The sequence below is a fragment of the Rothia koreensis genome (genome assembly GCF_052232265.1).
Lineage (GTDB): Bacteria > Actinomycetota > Actinomycetes > Actinomycetales > Micrococcaceae > Rothia > Rothia koreensis.
On record NZ_CP197643.1, the window covers coordinates 1,875,633 to 1,892,498 of the forward strand.

Consider the following 16,866-nt stretch of genomic DNA (forward strand, 5'->3'; position numbering starts at 1 on the left):
CCACCGTGCGAAGCACTGAGGGCCACCGCGTGTAGAGTCTGAGGCATGCAGAGTCCCGAATCAGACAAGTCAGGGGTTGTCGGATCAACCGCCAACCCCTTGAACATGTAGATATGCTGTCCGCCGCCTGAAGGCGCGCGCATACCCCTTCCAGGGCGTTGGCCGTGGTCCGAGAAGAGTCATCTTCAGTCATCTCATCTCGGAGTATTCAATGCCTTTCGCTCTCTACATGCTTGCCCTGGCCGTTTTCGTCATGGGCACCTCAGAATTCATGCTCGCGGGTATTCTGCCCGCCATCGCGGCCGATCTCGATGTGCCGATGGGCACCGCGGGACTACTCAGCTCCGCTTTTGCCCTGGGCATGATCGGCGGGGCGCCGCTCATGGCCGCCTTCAGTCGTAGTTGGCCACGTCGGGTCACACTGGCAGTGACCCTGCTGCTCTTCGCTGCCAGTCATTGCGTTGGGGCCATGACAACCGCGTTCTCGCTCCTCCTCATGTCCCGGGTGCTGAGCGCTGTCGCCAACGCGGGATTTCTCGCCGTAGCACTGAGCGCCTCAACCGCCGTGGTGCCAGAGCAGCAGAAGGGCCGTGCGCTGTCGGTGCTGCTCTCCGGAACGACGATAGCCACCGTCGCTGGAGTTCCCGCAGGAGCACTGCTCGGTTCGCTTGGGGGCTGGCGAATGACGTTCTGGGCGATTGTCGTCTTGTGCGCGCCGGCCCTCTACGGCGTAGTGCGTGGAGTACCAGGTGGTACCGAACAGGATCCTCCCCCGTCGGACTCCCCGAAGTTGCATACCGAACTCCGGCAGCTGACCGACATCCGGGTCATTCTTGCCATGACCCTTGCAGCTTTGGTCAACGCGGGAACCTTCGCGGTTTTCACCTACCTGGCGCCAGTGGTGACCGATCTGGCCGGGCTACCCGAAGCGTGGGTGTCCGTCACCCTGGTGCTTTTCGGCGTCGGGTCATTCATCGGCGTATCGATGTCCGGCCGTCTGTCGGACACTCGATCAGGTCTTGTCCTTTGTCTTGGAGGACCGCTGTTGCTGATGGGATGGACAGTTCTCGCGCTCGTCGCCGCCGATCCTGTTGCCCTCATGGGGATGGTCTTGATCCAAGGCGTACTGTCTTTCGGAGTAGGCAGCACACTCATTGCCCGCGTCCTGTATGTTGCCTCGGGCGCACCGACCATGGCCGGGGCGTACGCCACGACGGCGTTGAATATGGGAGCTGCTGCTGGTCCCGCGCTGGGGGCCTTGGCGCTGGGATCAAGCTTCGGGTTGCTCGGCCCGGTGTGGGTGGCCTGCGGGCTGACGACCGCTGCCCTGATCATCGTCCTGTCCGGGGGAAACCTGATCACGAAGAGCGCGGACGACTCAGAGTCCTAAACCCACGAGAACGTGCCGCTGATTGCGTGTACGCGTCGGCAACGCAGGGTCAATGTCGGGGTGGTTCCGGTTCTTCACAGCGGCGGTGGCCGCTGAACGTCAGGGGCCATATGCGCTCACGCCCGGACGGGCAGAATGAGGGCGCACCCCGTGTGGCACGGACCATGGCCTGTGATGGTACGCCGTTGCTTGCATCCACGGTTACTCGGATAGGAAAGAGCCCCGATCCTCGTACGGATCGGGGCTCTTTCCTATCTAATAAGTCGCAGTGCGGTGATCACCTTAGTGGGCGTGGTTACCGCGGCTGTACTCGTAAACCCAGCCGACCAGGCCGATGAGCGCCACCGGTGCGGCCAGCATGAGCATCCACCAACCGATGGCCATCGCGACGACGCCGATCGCGGCAGCAATAGCCAACAGCAACGGCCACCAGCTCCAGGGAGAGTAGAAGCCATAGTCGCCGGCGGCGTCGACGATCTCACCATCGAGGTTGTCCGACGGCTGGTTCGGGTGCTTCTTCGCGGTGAAGCTGAAGAAGAACCCGAGGAAAGCCGACATCAAAGCCGTCAGGAGCAGGGCCGGGAAGCCGACCCACTCGGTGAACCCCGTCATGAATCCGTACACGATCGTTACCGGAATCAAGAAGATGAACAAGATCCAGAACAGAATGGCATTTTCGCGCATCTACGTGCCTCCTACGAGTTGACCGTGGCGGCCTGGCGGGCTGCCGAGGCGACATCGTGGTTGGTGGACAGCTCCGGATGGTGCAGGTCCAGGGCCGGACGCTCGGAACGGATCCTGGGCAGGGCCGTGAAATTGTGGCGAGGCGGCGGGCACGACGTCGCCCACTCCAGCGAGCTGCCGAAGCCCCACGGATCGTCGACCTCGACCTTCTTGCCATTGCGGGTGGTGATGTAGACGTTCCAGAAGAACGGCAACATCGAGACCGCCAACAGCATCGCACCGATCGTGGAGAACTGGTTCATCCAGGTGAATCCGTCCTCGGGCATGTAGTCCGCGTAACGGCGAGGCATACCGTCCACACCCAGCCAGTGCTGGATCAGGAAGGTTGCGTGGAAGCCCGTGAACAACAACCAGAAGTGGATCTTGCCGAGACGCTCGTTGAGCATCTTGCCGGTGAATTTCGGCCACCAGAAGTAGAGACCGCCGAACATACAGAACACGACCGTACCGAACACCGTGTAGTGGAAGTGGGCCACCACGAAGTAGGAATCGGAGAGGTGGAAGTCCAACGGCGGGGTGGCGAGGATGATGCCGGTGACGCCGCCGAACAGGAAGGTCAGCAGGAAGCCGAAGATCCACAACAGGGGCGTTTCGAAGGTAATGGAGCCTTGCCACATGGTGCCGATCCAGTTGAAGAACTTCACACCCGTGGGCACGCCGATCATCATCGTCATGAAGGAGAAGAATGGGAGCATGACCGCACCCGTGACGTACATGTGGTGGGCCCACACGGTGACGGACAGCGCGGCAATCGCGATGGTCGCGTAGACCAAGCCCTTGTACCCGAAGATGGGCTTCCGAGAGAACACGGGGATGATTTCCGAAACAATGCCGAAGAATGGCAGCGCCAGGACGTACACCTCGGGGTGTCCGAAGAACCAGAAGAGGTGCTGCCAAAGCATCGCACCACCATTTTCAGCGTCGAAGATGTGGCCGCCGAGCCTGCGGTCCATACCGAGGGCGAACAGCGCCGCCGCGAGCGGCGGGAAGATCATGATCAGCAGAATGGCGGTAATCAGGGTCGTCCACGTGAAGACCGGCATACGCCACATCGTCATGCCCGGAGCACGCATGCACAGGATCGTGGTCAGGAAGTTGACGCCACCCATGATGGTGCCGAAGCCCTGGAGCGCGAGACCGAAGACCCAGAGGTCACCACCCACGCTGGGGCTGTATGTCGTGGAGTTCAACGGCGCGTAGGCGAACCAACCGAAGGATGCCGCGCCCTGCGGGGTGATGAAGCCGGAGATGGCGACCAGCGAGCCGAAGAGGAAGAACCAGAACGCCAGGGCGTTGAGCCGCGGGAAGGCGACGTCGGGGGCACCGATCTGCAGAGGCACGATGACGTTCGCGAAGCCGATGAACATGGGCGTGCCGAACATCAGCAGCATCAGGGTGCCGTGCATGGTGAACAGCTGGTTGAACTGTTCCTTGGTCTCCAGGATCTGCATTCCGGGCTCGAAAAGCTCAAGGCGCATCACGAGCGCCATGATTCCTGCGAGAAGGAAGAAGACGAAAGACGAAATCAGGTACATGTACCCGATGGTCTTGTGGTCGGTCGAAGTCAACCAGCTGACAACGATCCGACCCCGCGAGCGGGGTACGGTGCGTTGCGCAACCGTTGTTTCTTCAGCTGAATACTCGAGTGTTGACACCGGTACTCCCCTACTTCGATTCGTTCATGTTGGGATTGCGGTTGTACTCATCGCCCAGGCGGCCATTGTTGCCCTGGTCCTTGAGGTCCTGCATGTGCTGGTCGTATTCCGCCTGGGACACGACCTTCACGTTGAAGAGCATCTCGGAGTGGTACTCACCGCAGAGCTCGGCGCACTTGCCCTGATAGTCACCGGGGCCGCCGGTCTTGAAGTCCATGTAGTTGGTCTGACCCGGGATGGTGTCGATCTTCTGCAAGAATGCCGGCACCCAGAACGAGTGGTTCACATCGCGGGACTTGAGCTGGAGCTCAACCTGGGTGTTCTCGGGCAGGTAGAGGGTCGGCAATTTGTCTTCCTTGCCGGGTTGGCCGTCAAGACCTGCCTGCGTGCCCGAAGTGTAGGTGTCGCTGTCCAGGTAGTTGAAGTCCCACGCCCACTGCTTGCCGTAGACCTCGACTGTGACGCCGGGATCGTCCCAGCGGCTGTCGACGGAACGCTCTGCTTTGTCGGAGAAGGCGAAGAGGCTCACGATCAACACAATCGGGATGACCGTGTACATGATTTCGAGAGGAAGGTGGTAACCCAGCTGGCGCGGGTACCCGGTCTCGCCCTTGCGGCGGCGGTACGCGATGATGCACCAGAGCATGAGGCCCCAGGTAACAAGACCAACGGCCAGTGCAGCGACCCAGGAACCGATCCAAAGATCCATGATCGTGTCGACGTTGTCGGTCGTTCCGCGCTTGGTCGGCAAGAACCCGACCTTGGCAGTGTCCGAACAACCCGTCAACAGCAGCGTGGCGGCCGCGGTCGCGCCAATGGCTACGATGCCCTTGGTGCGGCTGCTACCGGTTCGTTTCTGCGAACTCACAGACTGCCCTTCCTCTAATATCCGTGCGTGTGATGAACACTCGCTCTCCCACCGCTGATGTGTGGTCGGGCCATAGCGTTCCTGTCTCGGTACGAGCTTACTCGCACCTGCGGATTCCCGCTGACAGTGTGTCACCACAGTACCCCGAAAACGGAGTGGGATTCAGCTTCGACATGGCCGCCATGAGCGTGTTGGAGCCCGCATTACCGACTTCTACAAGCCTATGGCCCGGCAGTTCCCCTGCCGGGAACTACCGGGCCATATTACGCATCGACCGGACGCGATCTATGTCACTCAGTTGAAGGAGTCACCGCATGCGCACGATCCCTGAGCATTCGGGTTGTCGATGGAGAACCCTTGCTTCTGGATAGTGTCCTCGAAATCGATCGTGGAGCCCTCGAGGTAAGGGGTGCTCATGCGATCAACGATCACCTCGACGCCGTTGAAATCGCGTACGGCGTCGCCGTCGAGCACGCGCTCGTCGAAGTACAGCTGGTAGATGAGACCCGAGCAACCACCGGGCTGGACGGCGACGCGCAGTCGAAGATCCGTGCGTCCTTCCTGCTCCAGAAGTGCGCGGACCTTCTCCGCCGCGCCATCGGTGAGATTCACACCGTGAGTCGGCATCTCGGTCTTCGTATCGGGTGCAACAGTCATATCGCGACCTGCCTTTCTGCTCGCCTCAAGCCTAGCCATTGCTCTTGGGCCAGTGTAACCCCGCAGACAGCGGATCTATTCCTCGGCAGAAGCCGAGGACGGTCGGGCCCGCGGTCAGGACGGATTCCCGCGCCAGACGTGGACCGGGACTACAGTTTTGCGTTCATTCGGGACAGGAAGAGCGCCTCGGACTCGATGGCGCGCTGGAAATCGGGGATGTAGAGAGACTCGTTGGCGCTGTGTGCCCGCGTGTCAGGATCCTCGATGCCCGTGATGAGAATCGCCGCATCGGGGAACGTCCGGGTCAGCGACGCGACGAACGGGATGGATCCTCCCATGCCCATCAACGCGGCGTCGGTGCCCCACGCATCCCGCATGGAATCCAGCACCGCACGGGCAGGTTCGCTGGTCACGTCCGATTCGAAGGGCTGGCCTGCCTCGCCGCCGTCGTATTCCACGGTCGACCCCCACGGAGCGTGCTCGGACAAGTGCTTTTCGAGGAGTCGATGCGCTTCGTGAGGATCCTGGCCAGGGGCCAGTCTGAGGCTGACGCGGGCGCGGGTACTGGCCGCCATCGTGTTCGAGGACTGATCCACCGAGGTGATGTCCATTCCGATCACGGATAGGGCAGGCTGGTTCCAGAGTCGGGACGAAATACTGCCTCGTCCCGTCAGCCGGAAGTCCTCCAGCGCACCGGCGTCCTCACGGAAATCCTTCTCGGCGTAGTCGAGGTCGGGTTCCTGCCCCCGGACCAGTCCTTCGATTGCGACGGCGCCGTCGTCGTCGTGCAAGGAGGCCAGGAGCCGGACCATCGCCGTGTTCGCGTCGACCAGAGGTCCACCGAACATTCCGGAATGCAGGGCATGGTTCAGGGTCCGCACCGTAATCGTTCCGGAGATGACACCGCGCAGGCTCGTGGTCAGGGCAGGGACTCCCGCCCGCCAGTTCGAGGAATCTGCCACTACGATGACATCCGCCTGCAGCTTGTCCCGATACATCTCGAGAAAGTTCACGAAACTCGGCGAGCCCGCTTCTTCCTCGCCCTCGATGAAAAGAGTGATGCCGATCCCGAGATCGTCGCCGAGCACGTCATCGACGGCTTGCACCGATGCCAGGTGGGTCATCAGACCGGCCTTGTCATCCGCGGCGCCCCGTCCGAAGAGCCGGTCCCCCTGTCGCGTCGCGACCCAGGGATCGGTGTTCCAGTCGGCGCCATCGCCCACGGGCTGGACGTCATGGTGTGCGTACAACAGGACCGTGGGGTATCCGGGCTTCGGGTGTTTTCTCGCGACGACGGCGGGCATGCCTTGGCCGCCCTCCGGCTTGGGAGCCGTCAGGATCTCGACGTCGTCGAAGCCGCCGTTGCGGGCCAATTCCGCGACGCGTTCGGCGCTCTCCCGAACGCGGGAGAGATCGTGGCTTTCCCAGGCGACCGACGGGATGGACACCAATCCCTCGAGAGTCGAGAGTGTGGCATCGAAATTCGTCTCCACGTGTGCCTTGACCTCGGTTGTGACCGAAGATTGAGGGTTGGCTGCCTCGCTCGTGCTCTTCTCAGCGTTTTTCTCCATATGCGCCACTGTATGCTCCGGGCTGGTCGGAAGATAACAGGGCGCGCCATCAAGTATCCTGGTCGAGTGTTCGGAAGCAAGAAGAAATCCTCAGCCGCAAGTGACGCGGCAGATCAGTCATCGGAGCCGATGAATTCTGCCGATCAGACGATGCCTCAGGGCAAGGGCCGCCCCACTCCCACGCGCCGAGAGCGCGAGGCGGCGCGCAAACGGCCTCTCGTCCCCGACGACCGCAAGGAGGCGAAGCAGAAGGAACGGGAAGCCGCCAGGGAAGCACGCCTTCGCCAGAACCAGGCGATGCAGACCGGCGATGACCGTTACCTTCCGGCTCGCGATCGCGGCCCGCAACGTCGCTACGTTCGCGACTACGTCGACGCCCGGTTCAACGTCGGCGACTACTTCATCATCATTCTGATCGTGATCTTCGTGCTGGGGCTCGTGATGCCCTTGCCGATCCAGCAGTACACGATTTACGTCATGTGGATCTTCATCGCGATCTGGATCCTCGATTTCTTCCTGTTGTGGCGAAAGCTCAAGAAACTCGTCGTGGCCAAGTTCGGTTCGGTCGAACCGGGATCCGCCATGTACGTGTTCAACAGGGTCATGATGATTCGCAAGTTGCGGATGCCGAAGCCCCAGGTCAAGCGCGGGGAATACCCCTCCTGATCGATCCTGGGCAATCCTTGTCGGCGCTGAGGGCGGCGGACCACGAAGAAGTGGTCCGCCGCCCTCAGTCGTGCACGGGTGCCCTCATCGTCAGTGTCCGCGGTGCTTCATCTGCTTCTTGAGACGCCGATTGATGGTGGCGGCCCAGAACGGCCCCTCGTAGAGAAAAGCCGTGTACCCCTGGACCAGAGTTGCGCCTTGTCGGAGGCGTTCTGCCACGTCGTCGCCAGAGGTGACACCCCCGACCGAAATGATCGTCATGTCCGGTCCCACACGTTCCCGCACCATCGCCAGGAGCTCCGATGACCGCGCCGCCACCGGTTTCCCGGACAGCCCACCGGCACCGCACGACTCGATCTCCTCGGTTGTTGACCGGAGACCAAGCCCTTCCCTCCGGATGGTGGTGTTCGTCGCAATGATTCCTTCGAGACCGAGCTCGACCGCCAGGTCAGCAATCGCGGCGATGTCCTCGTCCGACAGGTCGGGGGCGATCTTGACCAATACGGGCACATGCCGGCCCGCCGCCTTGTCCGCTTCCTCCGACACGGCGCTCAGCAGCGGCCGGAGAGCATCGATGTGCTGAAGATCGCGCAGGCCGGGCGTGTTCGGCGAGCTGACGTTGACCGCAAGGTAATCCGCCTGGGGCGCCAGGGTTCGAGTGCTGTGGAGATAGTCATCGATGGCTTCGTCGACCGGCACCACCTTGGTCTTGCCGATGTTGACGCCGACGATCGGTCGGGTGCCCCGTTCGTAGTCGTGCCACAGGTCCGCGTGGGCGGCGGCGAGACGAGGGCCGATCTGGTCGGCGCCGTCATTGTTGAATCCCATCCGGTTGATCACGGCTTTGTCCTTGATCAGGCGGTGGAGACGAGGACGAGGATTTCCGGGTTGGGGTCGGCCCGTCACGGTGCCCACCTCCACGTGGCCGAATCCCAGATCGGTCAGCGCGTTGATCCCTGTCGCTCCCTTGTCGAAGCCCGCCGCCAGCCCGAACGGCGAAGGGAAAGTCAGGCCCATGGCTTCCGTTCGCAGGGACGGATCGGGTGCGGTGATGCGACGGAGGATGCGAGACACGCCCGATGCCCGGCATGCCCTGATGGCAGCGAAACCGAGAGCATGTGCCTTCTCGGCGTCCATGCGGGTGAACACTGCTTTGAAAAAGGCTGGATAGAGTTTGGCCACGACGTCTCCTGAACGCACGACGGATGGTTGAACGTTAACTTATAGTTTAAGGATGCGGATTAAACTTATACTTTAGGTTTGGATACGGAATCGATGGCTCCCCCGTATCTGCGATCCCGTTGGGCATATTCTTCGACGGCGTCCCAGAGGACCAACCGATCGACATCCGGCCAGAGGATGTTCATGAACACCATCTCGGCATAGGCGCTCTGCCACAACAGGAAGTTGGAGAATCTCTGCTCTCCCGATGTCCTGAGGAACATGTCCACGTCCGGCAGGTCCGGTTCGTCCAGGTATCGGGCGAATGTCTTCTCGTTCACCTGGCCCGGTTTGATCTTTCCCGCCGCGGCATCGGCGGCGATCGTGGCTGCGGCGTCGGCGATCTCGGCCCGGCCCCCGTAGTTCACGCACATGACCAGGGTGCAGACCGAGTTGCCTGCCGTCTCGCGTTCGCAGACCTCGAGCTGACGGATGACGGATTTCCACAGTTTGGGGCGACGTCCTGCCCATCGGATGCGGACTCCCCACGATTTCAAAGTCTCGAGTTGGCGTTCCAGCACATCCCCGCAGAAGGTCATCAGGAAGTTGACCTCATCCAGGGAGCGCTTCCAATTCTCCGTGGAGAACGCATACGCGCTCACCACAGGTATTCCCATCTCGATCGCTCCGGCCACGACGTCCAGGAGGGCCCGCTCCCCTGCTTTGTGGCCCTCATTGCGCGGGAGCCCCCGTTCGTTGGCCCACCTGCCATTGCCGTCCATGACGACGGCCACGTGCCGTGGAACGAATTTCTGGGGTATAGACGGTGCGCTCTGGCCGGAAGGGTGCGGATAGGGGGTCTGAGCGGTCATGAGGTCCTTTCGAGCAGAGCAAAAGAGCGGAACTCGCGTTCCAGGTGCCACTGTACATAACGCCTCAGGAGGGCTCCGACCCGCTGACCCGCGGTGGGATCCCCGATGCCTTGGAGAACTTCCCAGGACCCTGTGGCGACGCCACGCAAGTACTGCATCATGTCCCCGCTCAGGGGCCGGTCCCCTGCTTGAGCACATTCGGTACAGACGATCCCTCCTCCGGCCATGGACCATGACACAAGACCGTCCCGAGTGCCGCAACGCACGCAGGCCTCCGTCTCGATGTACCAGCCCGCGATCCGCATGGACCGTGCGAGGTAGGAATTCAGCACGTCCTGTGCGGCGTGCGTTCGTCGTGCCAGGGCCGAGAGAGCGCCCGCGGTCAGGGCAAAGATTTCGGAGGCAGTCTCGCCGTCGCCCTGGGCCACGTACTCAGCCACCTCGGCGATCGCAGAGGCGTGGGTGTAGGCATCGTAGTCCGCAACGATCGGGGCGGCGTAGGCCTTGCGGGTCACGGCCTGGGTCACCGTATCCAGATTGCGCCCGTGGACCAGCGACACGTCGCTGATCATGAAGGGCTCGAGACGGGCTCCCAGTTTGGAACTGCTGCGGCGGACGCCCTTGGCCACGGCCCGAAGGAGTCCGTGGCCCGACGACAGGCAGACGACGATCCTGTCCGACTCTCCCAAAGGGTAGGTGCCGAGAACGATCACGGTCTCTCGGTACGTCCTGGAAGCAGCTGTTGTGGTCGGCACGGACCCATTGTCCCACGCCCTGAGGGCAGCAGGACGACGCCGTGGGCACGAGGTTCTCCTCCGACGTCGTCCTGCGGGCCCTGCAAGGACGGGATCTCTTACCTGAGGGCCCTGTTCACGGCCGAGATGAGTGCCTTCAGGCCGGCTCGAGTGGTGTTGGCATCGATACCGATGCCCCACAGGACCCTGTCACCGACGGCGGCCTCGACGTAGCTCGCGGCCTGGGCATTCTCGCCCGCCGACATCGCGTGCTCCGAATAGTCCATGACGCGAACGTCGACTCCCTCGTGGGCCAGGATCCGCGTGAGCGCGTCAATCGGGCCATTGCCCACCGCCGAACGCTCGACCTGTCGGTCGTTGACGTCCAGCTTGATGCGCAGCGTCGTGTCGCCGGTATCCGTGGCTTCTGTGGTCATCGAGGCGATGCGGAACTTGCCCCAGCGACGTTCACCATGGTCTTCCTCGGCGGGCAAGTACTCGTCCTTGAAGATATCCCACAGGGCGACGCTGGTGATTTCGCCGCCCTCGCTGTCGGTGCGATTCTGCACGACGCCCGAGAACTCGACCTGAGCCCGCTTGGGCATGTCCAGGCCCTTCTGCTGCTTGAGCAGGTATGCGACACCGCCCTTGCCCGACTGGGAGTTCACTCGGATCACGGCCTCGTAGTTCCGACCCAAGTCCATGGGATCGATGGGCAGGTACGGGACCGCCCATTCGGTCTCCTCGACCTTCTGGTCCTTGGTCTTCGCATCGGCCTCCATGGCCTCGAAGCCCTTCTTGATGGCGTCCTGGTGCGATCCCGAGAAGGCCGTGAAGACCAGGTCACCGCCGTACGGCGACCGCTCGTGGACCTTGATCTGGTTGCAGTATTCGACGGTCTGACGAATTTCCTCGATGTTCGAGAAGTCAATCTGCGGGTCGATGCCCTGCGTGAACAAATTCAGGCCCAGCGTGACCAAGTCGACGTTGCCGGTACGCTCGCCATTACCGAACAGGCAACCCTCGATCCGGTCCGCACCGGCCAAAAAGCCCAACTCGGCGGCGGCAATGCCCGTGCCCCGGTCGTTGTGAGGGTGGAGCGAGAGAATGACGTTGTCCCTGTTGTCCAGGTTCCGGTTCATCCACTCGATCGAATCGGCGTACACGTTCGGTGTCGCCATCTCCACGGTGGCAGGCAGGTTGATGATCACCTGGCGGTCGTCGCCGATACCCAGCTCATGGGTGACGGCGTTGGCAACACGTGCCGCGTACTCGACCTCGGTGCCCGTGTAGGACTCCGGCGAGTACTGGTACGTGATCGGAACCGGGGTGCTCAACTGTTCTTCGTACTTGGTGCACATGCGGGCACCGTTCAGCGCGATGTCCATGATACCGTCCTGCGACTCCTTGAACACCACGCGGCGCTGGAGCACCGACGTCGAGTTGTAGAAGTGCACGATGGCCGAGGGTGCTCCCTCGATGGCCTCGTAGGTCCTTTCGATCAAATGCTCACGGCACTGGGTCAGAACCTGGATCGTGACGTCGTCGGGGATGTAATGGTCCTCGATCAGGGTGCGCACGAAATTGAAGTCGGTCTGTGAGGCGGCCGGGAAACCCACCTCGATCTCCTTGTACCCCATAGCGACGAGCAGGTTGAACATCGTCAGCTTTCGGTCCGTGTCCATGGGATCGACCAGGGCCTGGTTCCCATCACGGAGATCGACGGCGCACCAGCGGGGCGCGTGCGTCATGACCTTGTCCGGCCAGGTGCGGTCAGGAAGGCTGACGGAAATTTCCTCGTGGTACGGGCGATATTTGTGGATCGGCATGCCCGAGGACTTCTGCGGGTGAATCAACATGAGTGACCTCTCGAAAATGTGTTCAGGGGTTGCGGCCGGCGCAACTGACCTCCGCAGCGAGGTGTCGGCCTTGTGGGATTACGAGGCCTCGCTGCGGCACATAAGGAGGAGGTTCATTGTTGTATGACTCACGAGAATCAAAGTATCACTCGCCTGGGACGCCACGCGCGACCGGCCCCGTGCCGTCCCACAATGTGGACGTCGCGGGGCCGGGTCGGTGTCGGCGGGGATCAGTAGGAGAACGTCTGCTGGCAGGTCTGCTGATCAGCGGTCTGCCCGTTGGCGCCGCCCACGATCGAGGAATCGTCCTTCTTGACGGTATCCCCGGACGTGAAGTCCTGGCCTACCGTCACGCCGATACCCGAGATCGCGGAGCTCTCAACCACCTGGTCCTGGGAGACTCCGAACTTGTTGGCGATCTCCTGGGCCTGATCCTGGTAGCCGGGGGCGTACTGGATGGTCGTGGACTCCGACGGTTGCCCCAGGTCCTGGTAGGTCACGTTGGAGTATCCCATCTCCTCGACCTTGCCGCTCAGGGACTTGGCCCGGCCCTCGGTACCCGAAGCATCCGTCATCGCAACCGGTGCGGAACGGTCGATGTCCTTTTTTTCCTCGTCTCCCCCGCCCTGGGAAGAGTCGTCGTTCTTGTCGGCCAGCGATCCGTCCTTCTGGAGCGTCTTGAACACCTGATCGGACTCGGCGGACAGCTGCAGCTTGTTCTCGTCATTGACGTACGGCTCGGTCGGCGCAGTCGCGAAGACGATGTCGGACAGATCCACGCCCGAGAGAATCTTTCCGATGTCGACGAAGGTCGCAGGATCCGTGAACCCGTTGTCCACGGTGACGTTCTGCGTGATGGCTTCCGCAATGCCGTACATCTTGCCGGGGTTCGACAGCGTTCCCTGCTCCTTGACCTTCCTCATGAGGGAAGCCAGGAAGCCCTGCTGGGCCTGGATGCGGCTGGTATCGGACCCGTCGCCGAAACCATGACGCGACCGCAAGAAGGACAGTGCCTGCTCGCCCTTGACATCGGAATGTCCCGCCGGAAGGTCCAATCCCGAGTACTCGTCCTTGACGGGTCGCGTCACGCACACGTTGACGCCTCCCACGACCGTGCTGAGCTGCTTGACCGCGTTGAAGTCAACGAGCATGAAGTGGTCGATATTGACGCCGGTGATCTTGTTGATCGTCGCCACGGTGCACCCCGGTCCCCCGTTGTTGAGGGACTCGTTGATCTGGGTGTCCTCGGACGGCGGGTACGTCTTTCCGTCGGAGCCCTTGCACTGCGGAATGTCCACCATGAGATCGCGAGGGAAGGACAGGACGTTGACCTTCTTGTGGTCTTCGCTGATCTGCATCAACATCATGACGTCGGACCTGGCGCCGCCTTCGGCGTCCGCTTGGTCTCCGTAGTCTCCGTTGTTGCCCGTACGGGTGTCCGAACCGATCACGAGGATGTCCAGAGGACCGTCCGAGAGCTCCTTGTCGCCATTCATCCCCGAGCCCAGATTCAACGCTTCGGTCGAGACGTTGGACCGCAAACGCATTGCGGCAAAGCCGCCAGCGCCCATGACGACGATCAACAAGCCTACGCAGCACAGCGAGAGCCAGAGGCCACGCTTCGACTTCTGCGCACGGTTCTTGTAGTGGCGACCGCGGGGATCGACGCGCGGCGTTCGCGCTTCATTCGATGTCTCGGGCGACTGGGGCACAAACATTCCTCTCGAAAAGGCCTCAAAATTCTTAAGACACTGTACGGGGCCGGGTCGTCAGATTCCCAACCCTTCCGCGCAGAGTTTTCTTCCTCTTCCGTGTGAATGTGCTAGAAGCCGAGCCGTCCCAGGGCCCTCGGATCACGTTGCCAATCCTTGGCCACCTTGACGTGGATGCTCAGATAGACTTTGGCGCCCAACAACGGCTCGATACCTTGCCGCGCCTTGGTTCCGATCTCGCGCAACCGCGACCCGCCTTTGCCGATGATGATCGCTTTCTGGGAATCCCGCTCCACGAAGAGGTTCACGTGGACATCCACCATGGGGTCGTCCTCGGGACGGCCCTCGCGGTCGTTCATTTCTTCCACGGTGACGGCCACGGAATGGGGCAACTCGTCGCGGACTCCCTCGAGTGCGGCCTCACGGACGAGTTCGCCGACCATCACGGCCTCGGGCTCATCGGTGAGGTCACCATCGGGGTAGAGCGGCGGAGAATCTGGCAGGTGGTGGCTCAGGACCTCGGACACGCCGTCGACCTGGTAGTCCTTGACCGCCGAGACCGGAATGATGTCGGCCCAGCCGCCCTGGCCGTCGTCGGCGGGCTGCGAGGACGAGACGGCGTCCATGGTCTGTTCGGCGCGAACGTCGACCGTTGTTCGCCCGCGACGACGGGACTGACGCTGGGCACGCTCTGCGCGGGCGCGTCTTTCGGCCGTCATGACCTCATTGCCGAGGGCCGTGACGGCGATGAGCTGTTCGGCAAGACGGTCGGAAGGGACCTTGTCGGCCTTCGTCACGATGGCGACGATCGGCTTGTTGCCTGCCGCCGCGAGTTGGGCGGCAATGTACCGATCGCCGGGACCGATCTTCTCGTCGGCAGGGATGCAGAAACCGATGACGTCCACCTCGGACAGCGTCTCGGCAACGAGGTCGTTCAGACGCTCGCCCAAGAGGGTGCGGGGACGGTGCAGTCCTGGCGTGTCGATCAGGATCAGTTGCGAGTGCTCCCGGTGCACGATGCCGCGAATCGTGTGACGGGTCGTCTGGGGTCGGTTCGATGTGATCGCGACCTTCTGACCTACCAGTGCATTGGTCAACGTGGATTTTCCCGCGTTCGGTCGACCCACCAGGACGGCGAATCCGGCGACGTAGTCCTCCGGTACGCTTGCAAATTCCATGTTCATTCCTCCGGGGTCTCCTGCCCGTCGCTGTCTTCCTCCGAGGGTTCCCGCCACGCGAGCACGGTGCCGACCCGGTTCCGCCGTCCTTCGAGTTTAACCGCTTTGAGCCGGATCCCGTAGATCGCGGCGGTCGATCCGACGATCGGGACTCGTCCCAGCGCCTTGGCCAGAAGGCCCCCGACGGAGTCGACGTCGTCGTCCTCGAGGTCGATATCGAACAGTTCGCCGAGGTCCCCGACGCTCATGCGGGCCGAGACACGGTACGCGTCGCCTTCGGGTGTCACCTCCGGTTCGACCGTGTCGTACTCGTCCACGATCTCCCCGACCAGCTCCTCGATCAGATCCTCGAGCGTGACCAACCCGGCCGTTCCGCCGTATTCGTCGACGACGACGGCCACGTGAGTGCCTTCCCTCTGCATTTGGGGAAGCAGCTCCGAAACCTTCTGGGACTCCGGGACGAATCGCGCCGGCCTGAGCAACACCTGAACGCTTGCCCCGGTCCGACGGTCCTGCCGGGGCAGGATGGCCTCCGCAACGTCCTTGAGGTACAGAAAGCCCCGGACGTCGTCGAAATCCTCGCCAAGAACCGGTATACGGGAGTAACCCGAACGGAGAAACAGATTGAGGGCGTTCTCCACGGTGTCGTCCAGGTCGAACGTCACGGTGTCCGTCCGAGGGACCATGACCGCGCGGATACGGGTGTCGTCCAGTTCGAAGATCGAATGCAGCATCGCCGCCTCGCTGTCCTCGATGACGTCCGTCCCGCTGGCCCGGTCGACGAATTCGCGCAATTCTTCTTCCGTGAAGAACCCCGCGTTCTCGTCCTCGGGCTGCGAGAATGCCGATCCGCCACGCATGAGCCATCGAGGCAGTGGGCCCAGAATTGCGGTAATCACCAGAAGGAACCCTGAAGTTCTCGCGGCAACGGTCAACGGATGCGATCGTCCGACGTGGCGGGGCGAAACCCCGATCAGCACGAATCCGAGCAACGTTGCAATCACGACGGCGATCAGCGCGGAGAGCCACACCATCGGGATGAATTGCAGGAACAGGATCGTCAGAATCACCGAGACCAGGGACTCGCAGAAAATGCGGGCGAACCTCAGGGCGTGCATGCAGGGTCGGGGATCCTCGAGAACCTTTTTCAGGCTCCGACGCGCGTCGGCCTGCGAGGCCTTTTCGGCATCGTGTCGAGGCAGGTAGGTGAAAGCTGATTCCGCGGCTGTCAGGACGAAAGCGACGCCCAGCAGCAGCAGTGTCGCCAAGGCGAGAAGTGCCGTGATCATGCCTGGTCAGTGCCTCGTTTCCACGGGTGCCGCGTGGCCCAGGAATTCTTCGAGGATCCCGCGCTGGAGAGCGAACATTTCTTTTTCCTCGTCACGGGTGCCGTGGTCGTAGCCCAGGCAGTGCAGGATACCGTGCACCGTGAGCAGGCACAGTTCGTCGGCCGTACTGTGGCCTGCGGCCTGTGCCTGGCGGGACGCGACCGTGGGGCACACCGCGATGTCGCCCAACGTGCCCTCGGCCGGTTGGTCCGGGGAACCGGGACGCATCTCGTCCATCGGGAAGGACATGACGTCCGTCGGTCCGGCCAGATCCATCCAACGGAGGTGGAGCTCTTCCATCTCTGCTTCCCCGACCAGGGCCACCGAAGCCTCGGTACGGGCAGACACGTGCAATGCGTCGAAGGCAAAAGCGACCAAGGCCCGCAATTGTGCAAGATCTGCCTCGGCGAAGGCGGTCTCCTCCGCCGGGGTCTCAGGTTCGGAGGCTTCTATCTCGACGAACGGCAACCT

At 62.3% G+C, this 16,866-nt stretch carries 15 protein-coding genes; 2 read left to right on the forward strand and 13 right to left on the reverse strand.

All coding sequences use genetic code 11. The annotated features are described in order from the left end of the window. The first annotated feature begins 211 nt into the window (after positions 1–211). Positions 212–1,390, forward strand: coding sequence for a Cmx/CmrA family chloramphenicol efflux MFS transporter (locus tag ACTSLZ_RS08345; protein ID WP_443094698.1), 1,179 nt, complete (start codon positions 212–214; stop codon positions 1,388–1,390). Positions 1,391–1,672: 282 nt separating this feature from the next. On the opposite strand, the gene ACTSLZ_RS08350 is transcribed toward ACTSLZ_RS08345, so the two are convergent. From ACTSLZ_RS08350 to ACTSLZ_RS08370, 5 genes are all read right to left on the reverse strand, one after another. Continuing rightward, positions 1,673–2,074 (reverse strand): cytochrome c oxidase subunit 4, encoded by a 402-nt coding sequence (locus tag ACTSLZ_RS08350; protein ID WP_129314397.1) that lies wholly within the window; start codon positions 2,072–2,074, stop codon positions 1,673–1,675. Between the two features lie 11 nt (positions 2,075–2,085). Beyond that, a complete protein-coding gene (gene ctaD / locus ACTSLZ_RS08355; protein ID WP_129314398.1) occupies positions 2,086–3,789 on the reverse strand; it encodes an aa3-type cytochrome oxidase subunit I in 1,704 nt (567 codons plus the stop codon). 10 nt (positions 3,790–3,799) lie between these two features. Continuing rightward, positions 3,800–4,657: an aa3-type cytochrome oxidase subunit II gene (gene ctaC, locus ACTSLZ_RS08360; protein ID WP_443094699.1), complete on the reverse strand. Its 858-nt coding sequence runs from the start codon at positions 4,655–4,657 to the stop codon at positions 3,800–3,802. Between the two features lie 294 nt (positions 4,658–4,951). Then, entirely contained in the window at positions 4,952–5,314 is a 363-nt protein-coding gene (locus tag ACTSLZ_RS08365; protein WP_178979837.1) for a HesB/IscA family protein, read from the reverse strand. Positions 5,315–5,463: 149 nt separating this feature from the next. Further along, positions 5,464–6,885 carry a dipeptidase gene (locus tag ACTSLZ_RS08370; RefSeq protein WP_443094700.1) on the reverse strand — a complete coding sequence of 474 codons (1,422 nt, stop codon included), beginning with the start codon at positions 6,883–6,885 and terminating at the stop codon, positions 5,464–5,466. A gap of 129 nt (positions 6,886–7,014) precedes the next feature. Here ACTSLZ_RS08370 and ACTSLZ_RS08375 point away from each other — a divergent pair, with 129 nt between their 5' ends. Continuing rightward, positions 7,015–7,551, forward strand: a complete 537-nt coding sequence (locus ACTSLZ_RS08375; protein ID WP_238692276.1) for a DUF3043 domain-containing protein — start codon at positions 7,015–7,017, stop codon at positions 7,549–7,551. 90 nt (positions 7,552–7,641) lie between these two features. On the opposite strand, the gene ACTSLZ_RS08380 is transcribed toward ACTSLZ_RS08375, so the two are convergent. The 8 genes from ACTSLZ_RS08380 to ybeY all read right to left on the reverse strand — a co-directional run bounded on the left by ACTSLZ_RS08380 (position 7,642) and on the right by ybeY (position 16,863). Next, on the reverse strand, positions 7,642–8,733 hold the full coding sequence (locus ACTSLZ_RS08380; RefSeq protein WP_443094701.1) for a quinone-dependent dihydroorotate dehydrogenase: 1,092 nt from the start codon (positions 8,731–8,733) through the stop codon (positions 7,642–7,644). 65 nt (positions 8,734–8,798) lie between these two features. Continuing rightward, positions 8,799–9,584, reverse strand: a complete 786-nt coding sequence (locus ACTSLZ_RS08385) for an isoprenyl transferase (RefSeq protein WP_129314403.1) — start codon at positions 9,582–9,584, stop codon at positions 8,799–8,801. Beyond that, positions 9,581–10,339, reverse strand: a complete 759-nt coding sequence (recO, locus tag ACTSLZ_RS08390) for a DNA repair protein RecO (protein ID WP_178979839.1) — start codon at positions 10,337–10,339, stop codon at positions 9,581–9,583. The genes ACTSLZ_RS08385 and recO overlap by 4 nt, the downstream gene beginning before the upstream one ends. 98 nt (positions 10,340–10,437) lie before the next feature. Further along, complete coding sequence (leuA, locus tag ACTSLZ_RS08395) at positions 10,438–12,177, reverse strand: 2-isopropylmalate synthase (RefSeq protein ID WP_397554688.1); 1,740 nt, start codon at positions 12,175–12,177, stop codon at positions 10,438–10,440. A 230-nt stretch (positions 12,178–12,407) separates the two neighbouring features. Continuing rightward, positions 12,408–13,889 carry an LCP family protein gene (locus ACTSLZ_RS08400; protein ID WP_443094702.1) on the reverse strand — a complete coding sequence of 494 codons (1,482 nt, stop codon included), beginning with the start codon at positions 13,887–13,889 and terminating at the stop codon, positions 12,408–12,410. 110 nt (positions 13,890–13,999) lie between these two features. Beyond that, positions 14,000–15,073 carry a GTPase Era gene (locus ACTSLZ_RS08405; RefSeq protein ID WP_443094703.1) on the reverse strand — a complete coding sequence of 358 codons (1,074 nt, stop codon included), beginning with the start codon at positions 15,071–15,073 and terminating at the stop codon, positions 14,000–14,002. Then, on the reverse strand, positions 15,070–16,356 hold the full coding sequence (locus tag ACTSLZ_RS08410; RefSeq protein WP_443094704.1) for a hemolysin family protein: 1,287 nt from the start codon (positions 16,354–16,356) through the stop codon (positions 15,070–15,072). Before ACTSLZ_RS08410 ends, ACTSLZ_RS08405 begins: the two co-directional genes overlap by 4 nt. Before the next feature lie 6 nt (positions 16,357–16,362). Beyond that, positions 16,363–16,863 carry an rRNA maturation RNase YbeY gene (gene ybeY, locus ACTSLZ_RS08415; protein ID WP_129314530.1) on the reverse strand — a complete coding sequence of 167 codons (501 nt, stop codon included), beginning with the start codon at positions 16,861–16,863 and terminating at the stop codon, positions 16,363–16,365. Between the last annotated feature and the right edge of the window lie 3 nt (positions 16,864–16,866).

Bases quoted from the DNA above. Each gene is read 5' to 3' on its own strand.
- ACTSLZ_RS08345 (WP_443094698.1), top strand. From the start codon at position 212: ATGCCTTTCGCTCTCTACATGCTTGCCCTGGCCGTTTTCGTCATGGGC.
- ACTSLZ_RS08350 (WP_129314397.1), bottom strand. From the start codon at position 2,074: ATGCGCGAAAATGCCATTCTGTTCTGGATCTTGTTCATCTTCTTGATT.
- ACTSLZ_RS08365 (WP_178979837.1), bottom strand. From the start codon at position 5,314: ATGACTGTTGCACCCGATACGAAGACCGAGATGCCGACTCACGGTGTG.
- ACTSLZ_RS08370 (WP_443094700.1), bottom strand. From the start codon at position 6,885: ATGGAGAAAAACGCTGAGAAGAGCACGAGCGAGGCAGCCAACCCTCAA.
- ACTSLZ_RS08375 (WP_238692276.1), top strand. From the start codon at position 7,015: ATGAATTCTGCCGATCAGACGATGCCTCAGGGCAAGGGCCGCCCCACT.
- ACTSLZ_RS08385 (WP_129314403.1), bottom strand. From the start codon at position 9,584: ATGACCGCTCAGACCCCCTATCCGCACCCTTCCGGCCAGAGCGCACCG.
- leuA (WP_397554688.1), bottom strand. From the start codon at position 12,177: ATGTTGATTCACCCGCAGAAGTCCTCGGGCATGCCGATCCACAAATAT.
- ACTSLZ_RS08405 (WP_443094703.1), bottom strand. From the start codon at position 15,073: ATGAACATGGAATTTGCAAGCGTACCGGAGGACTACGTCGCCGGATTC.
- ACTSLZ_RS08410 (WP_443094704.1), bottom strand. From the start codon at position 16,356: ATGATCACGGCACTTCTCGCCTTGGCGACACTGCTGCTGCTGGGCGTC.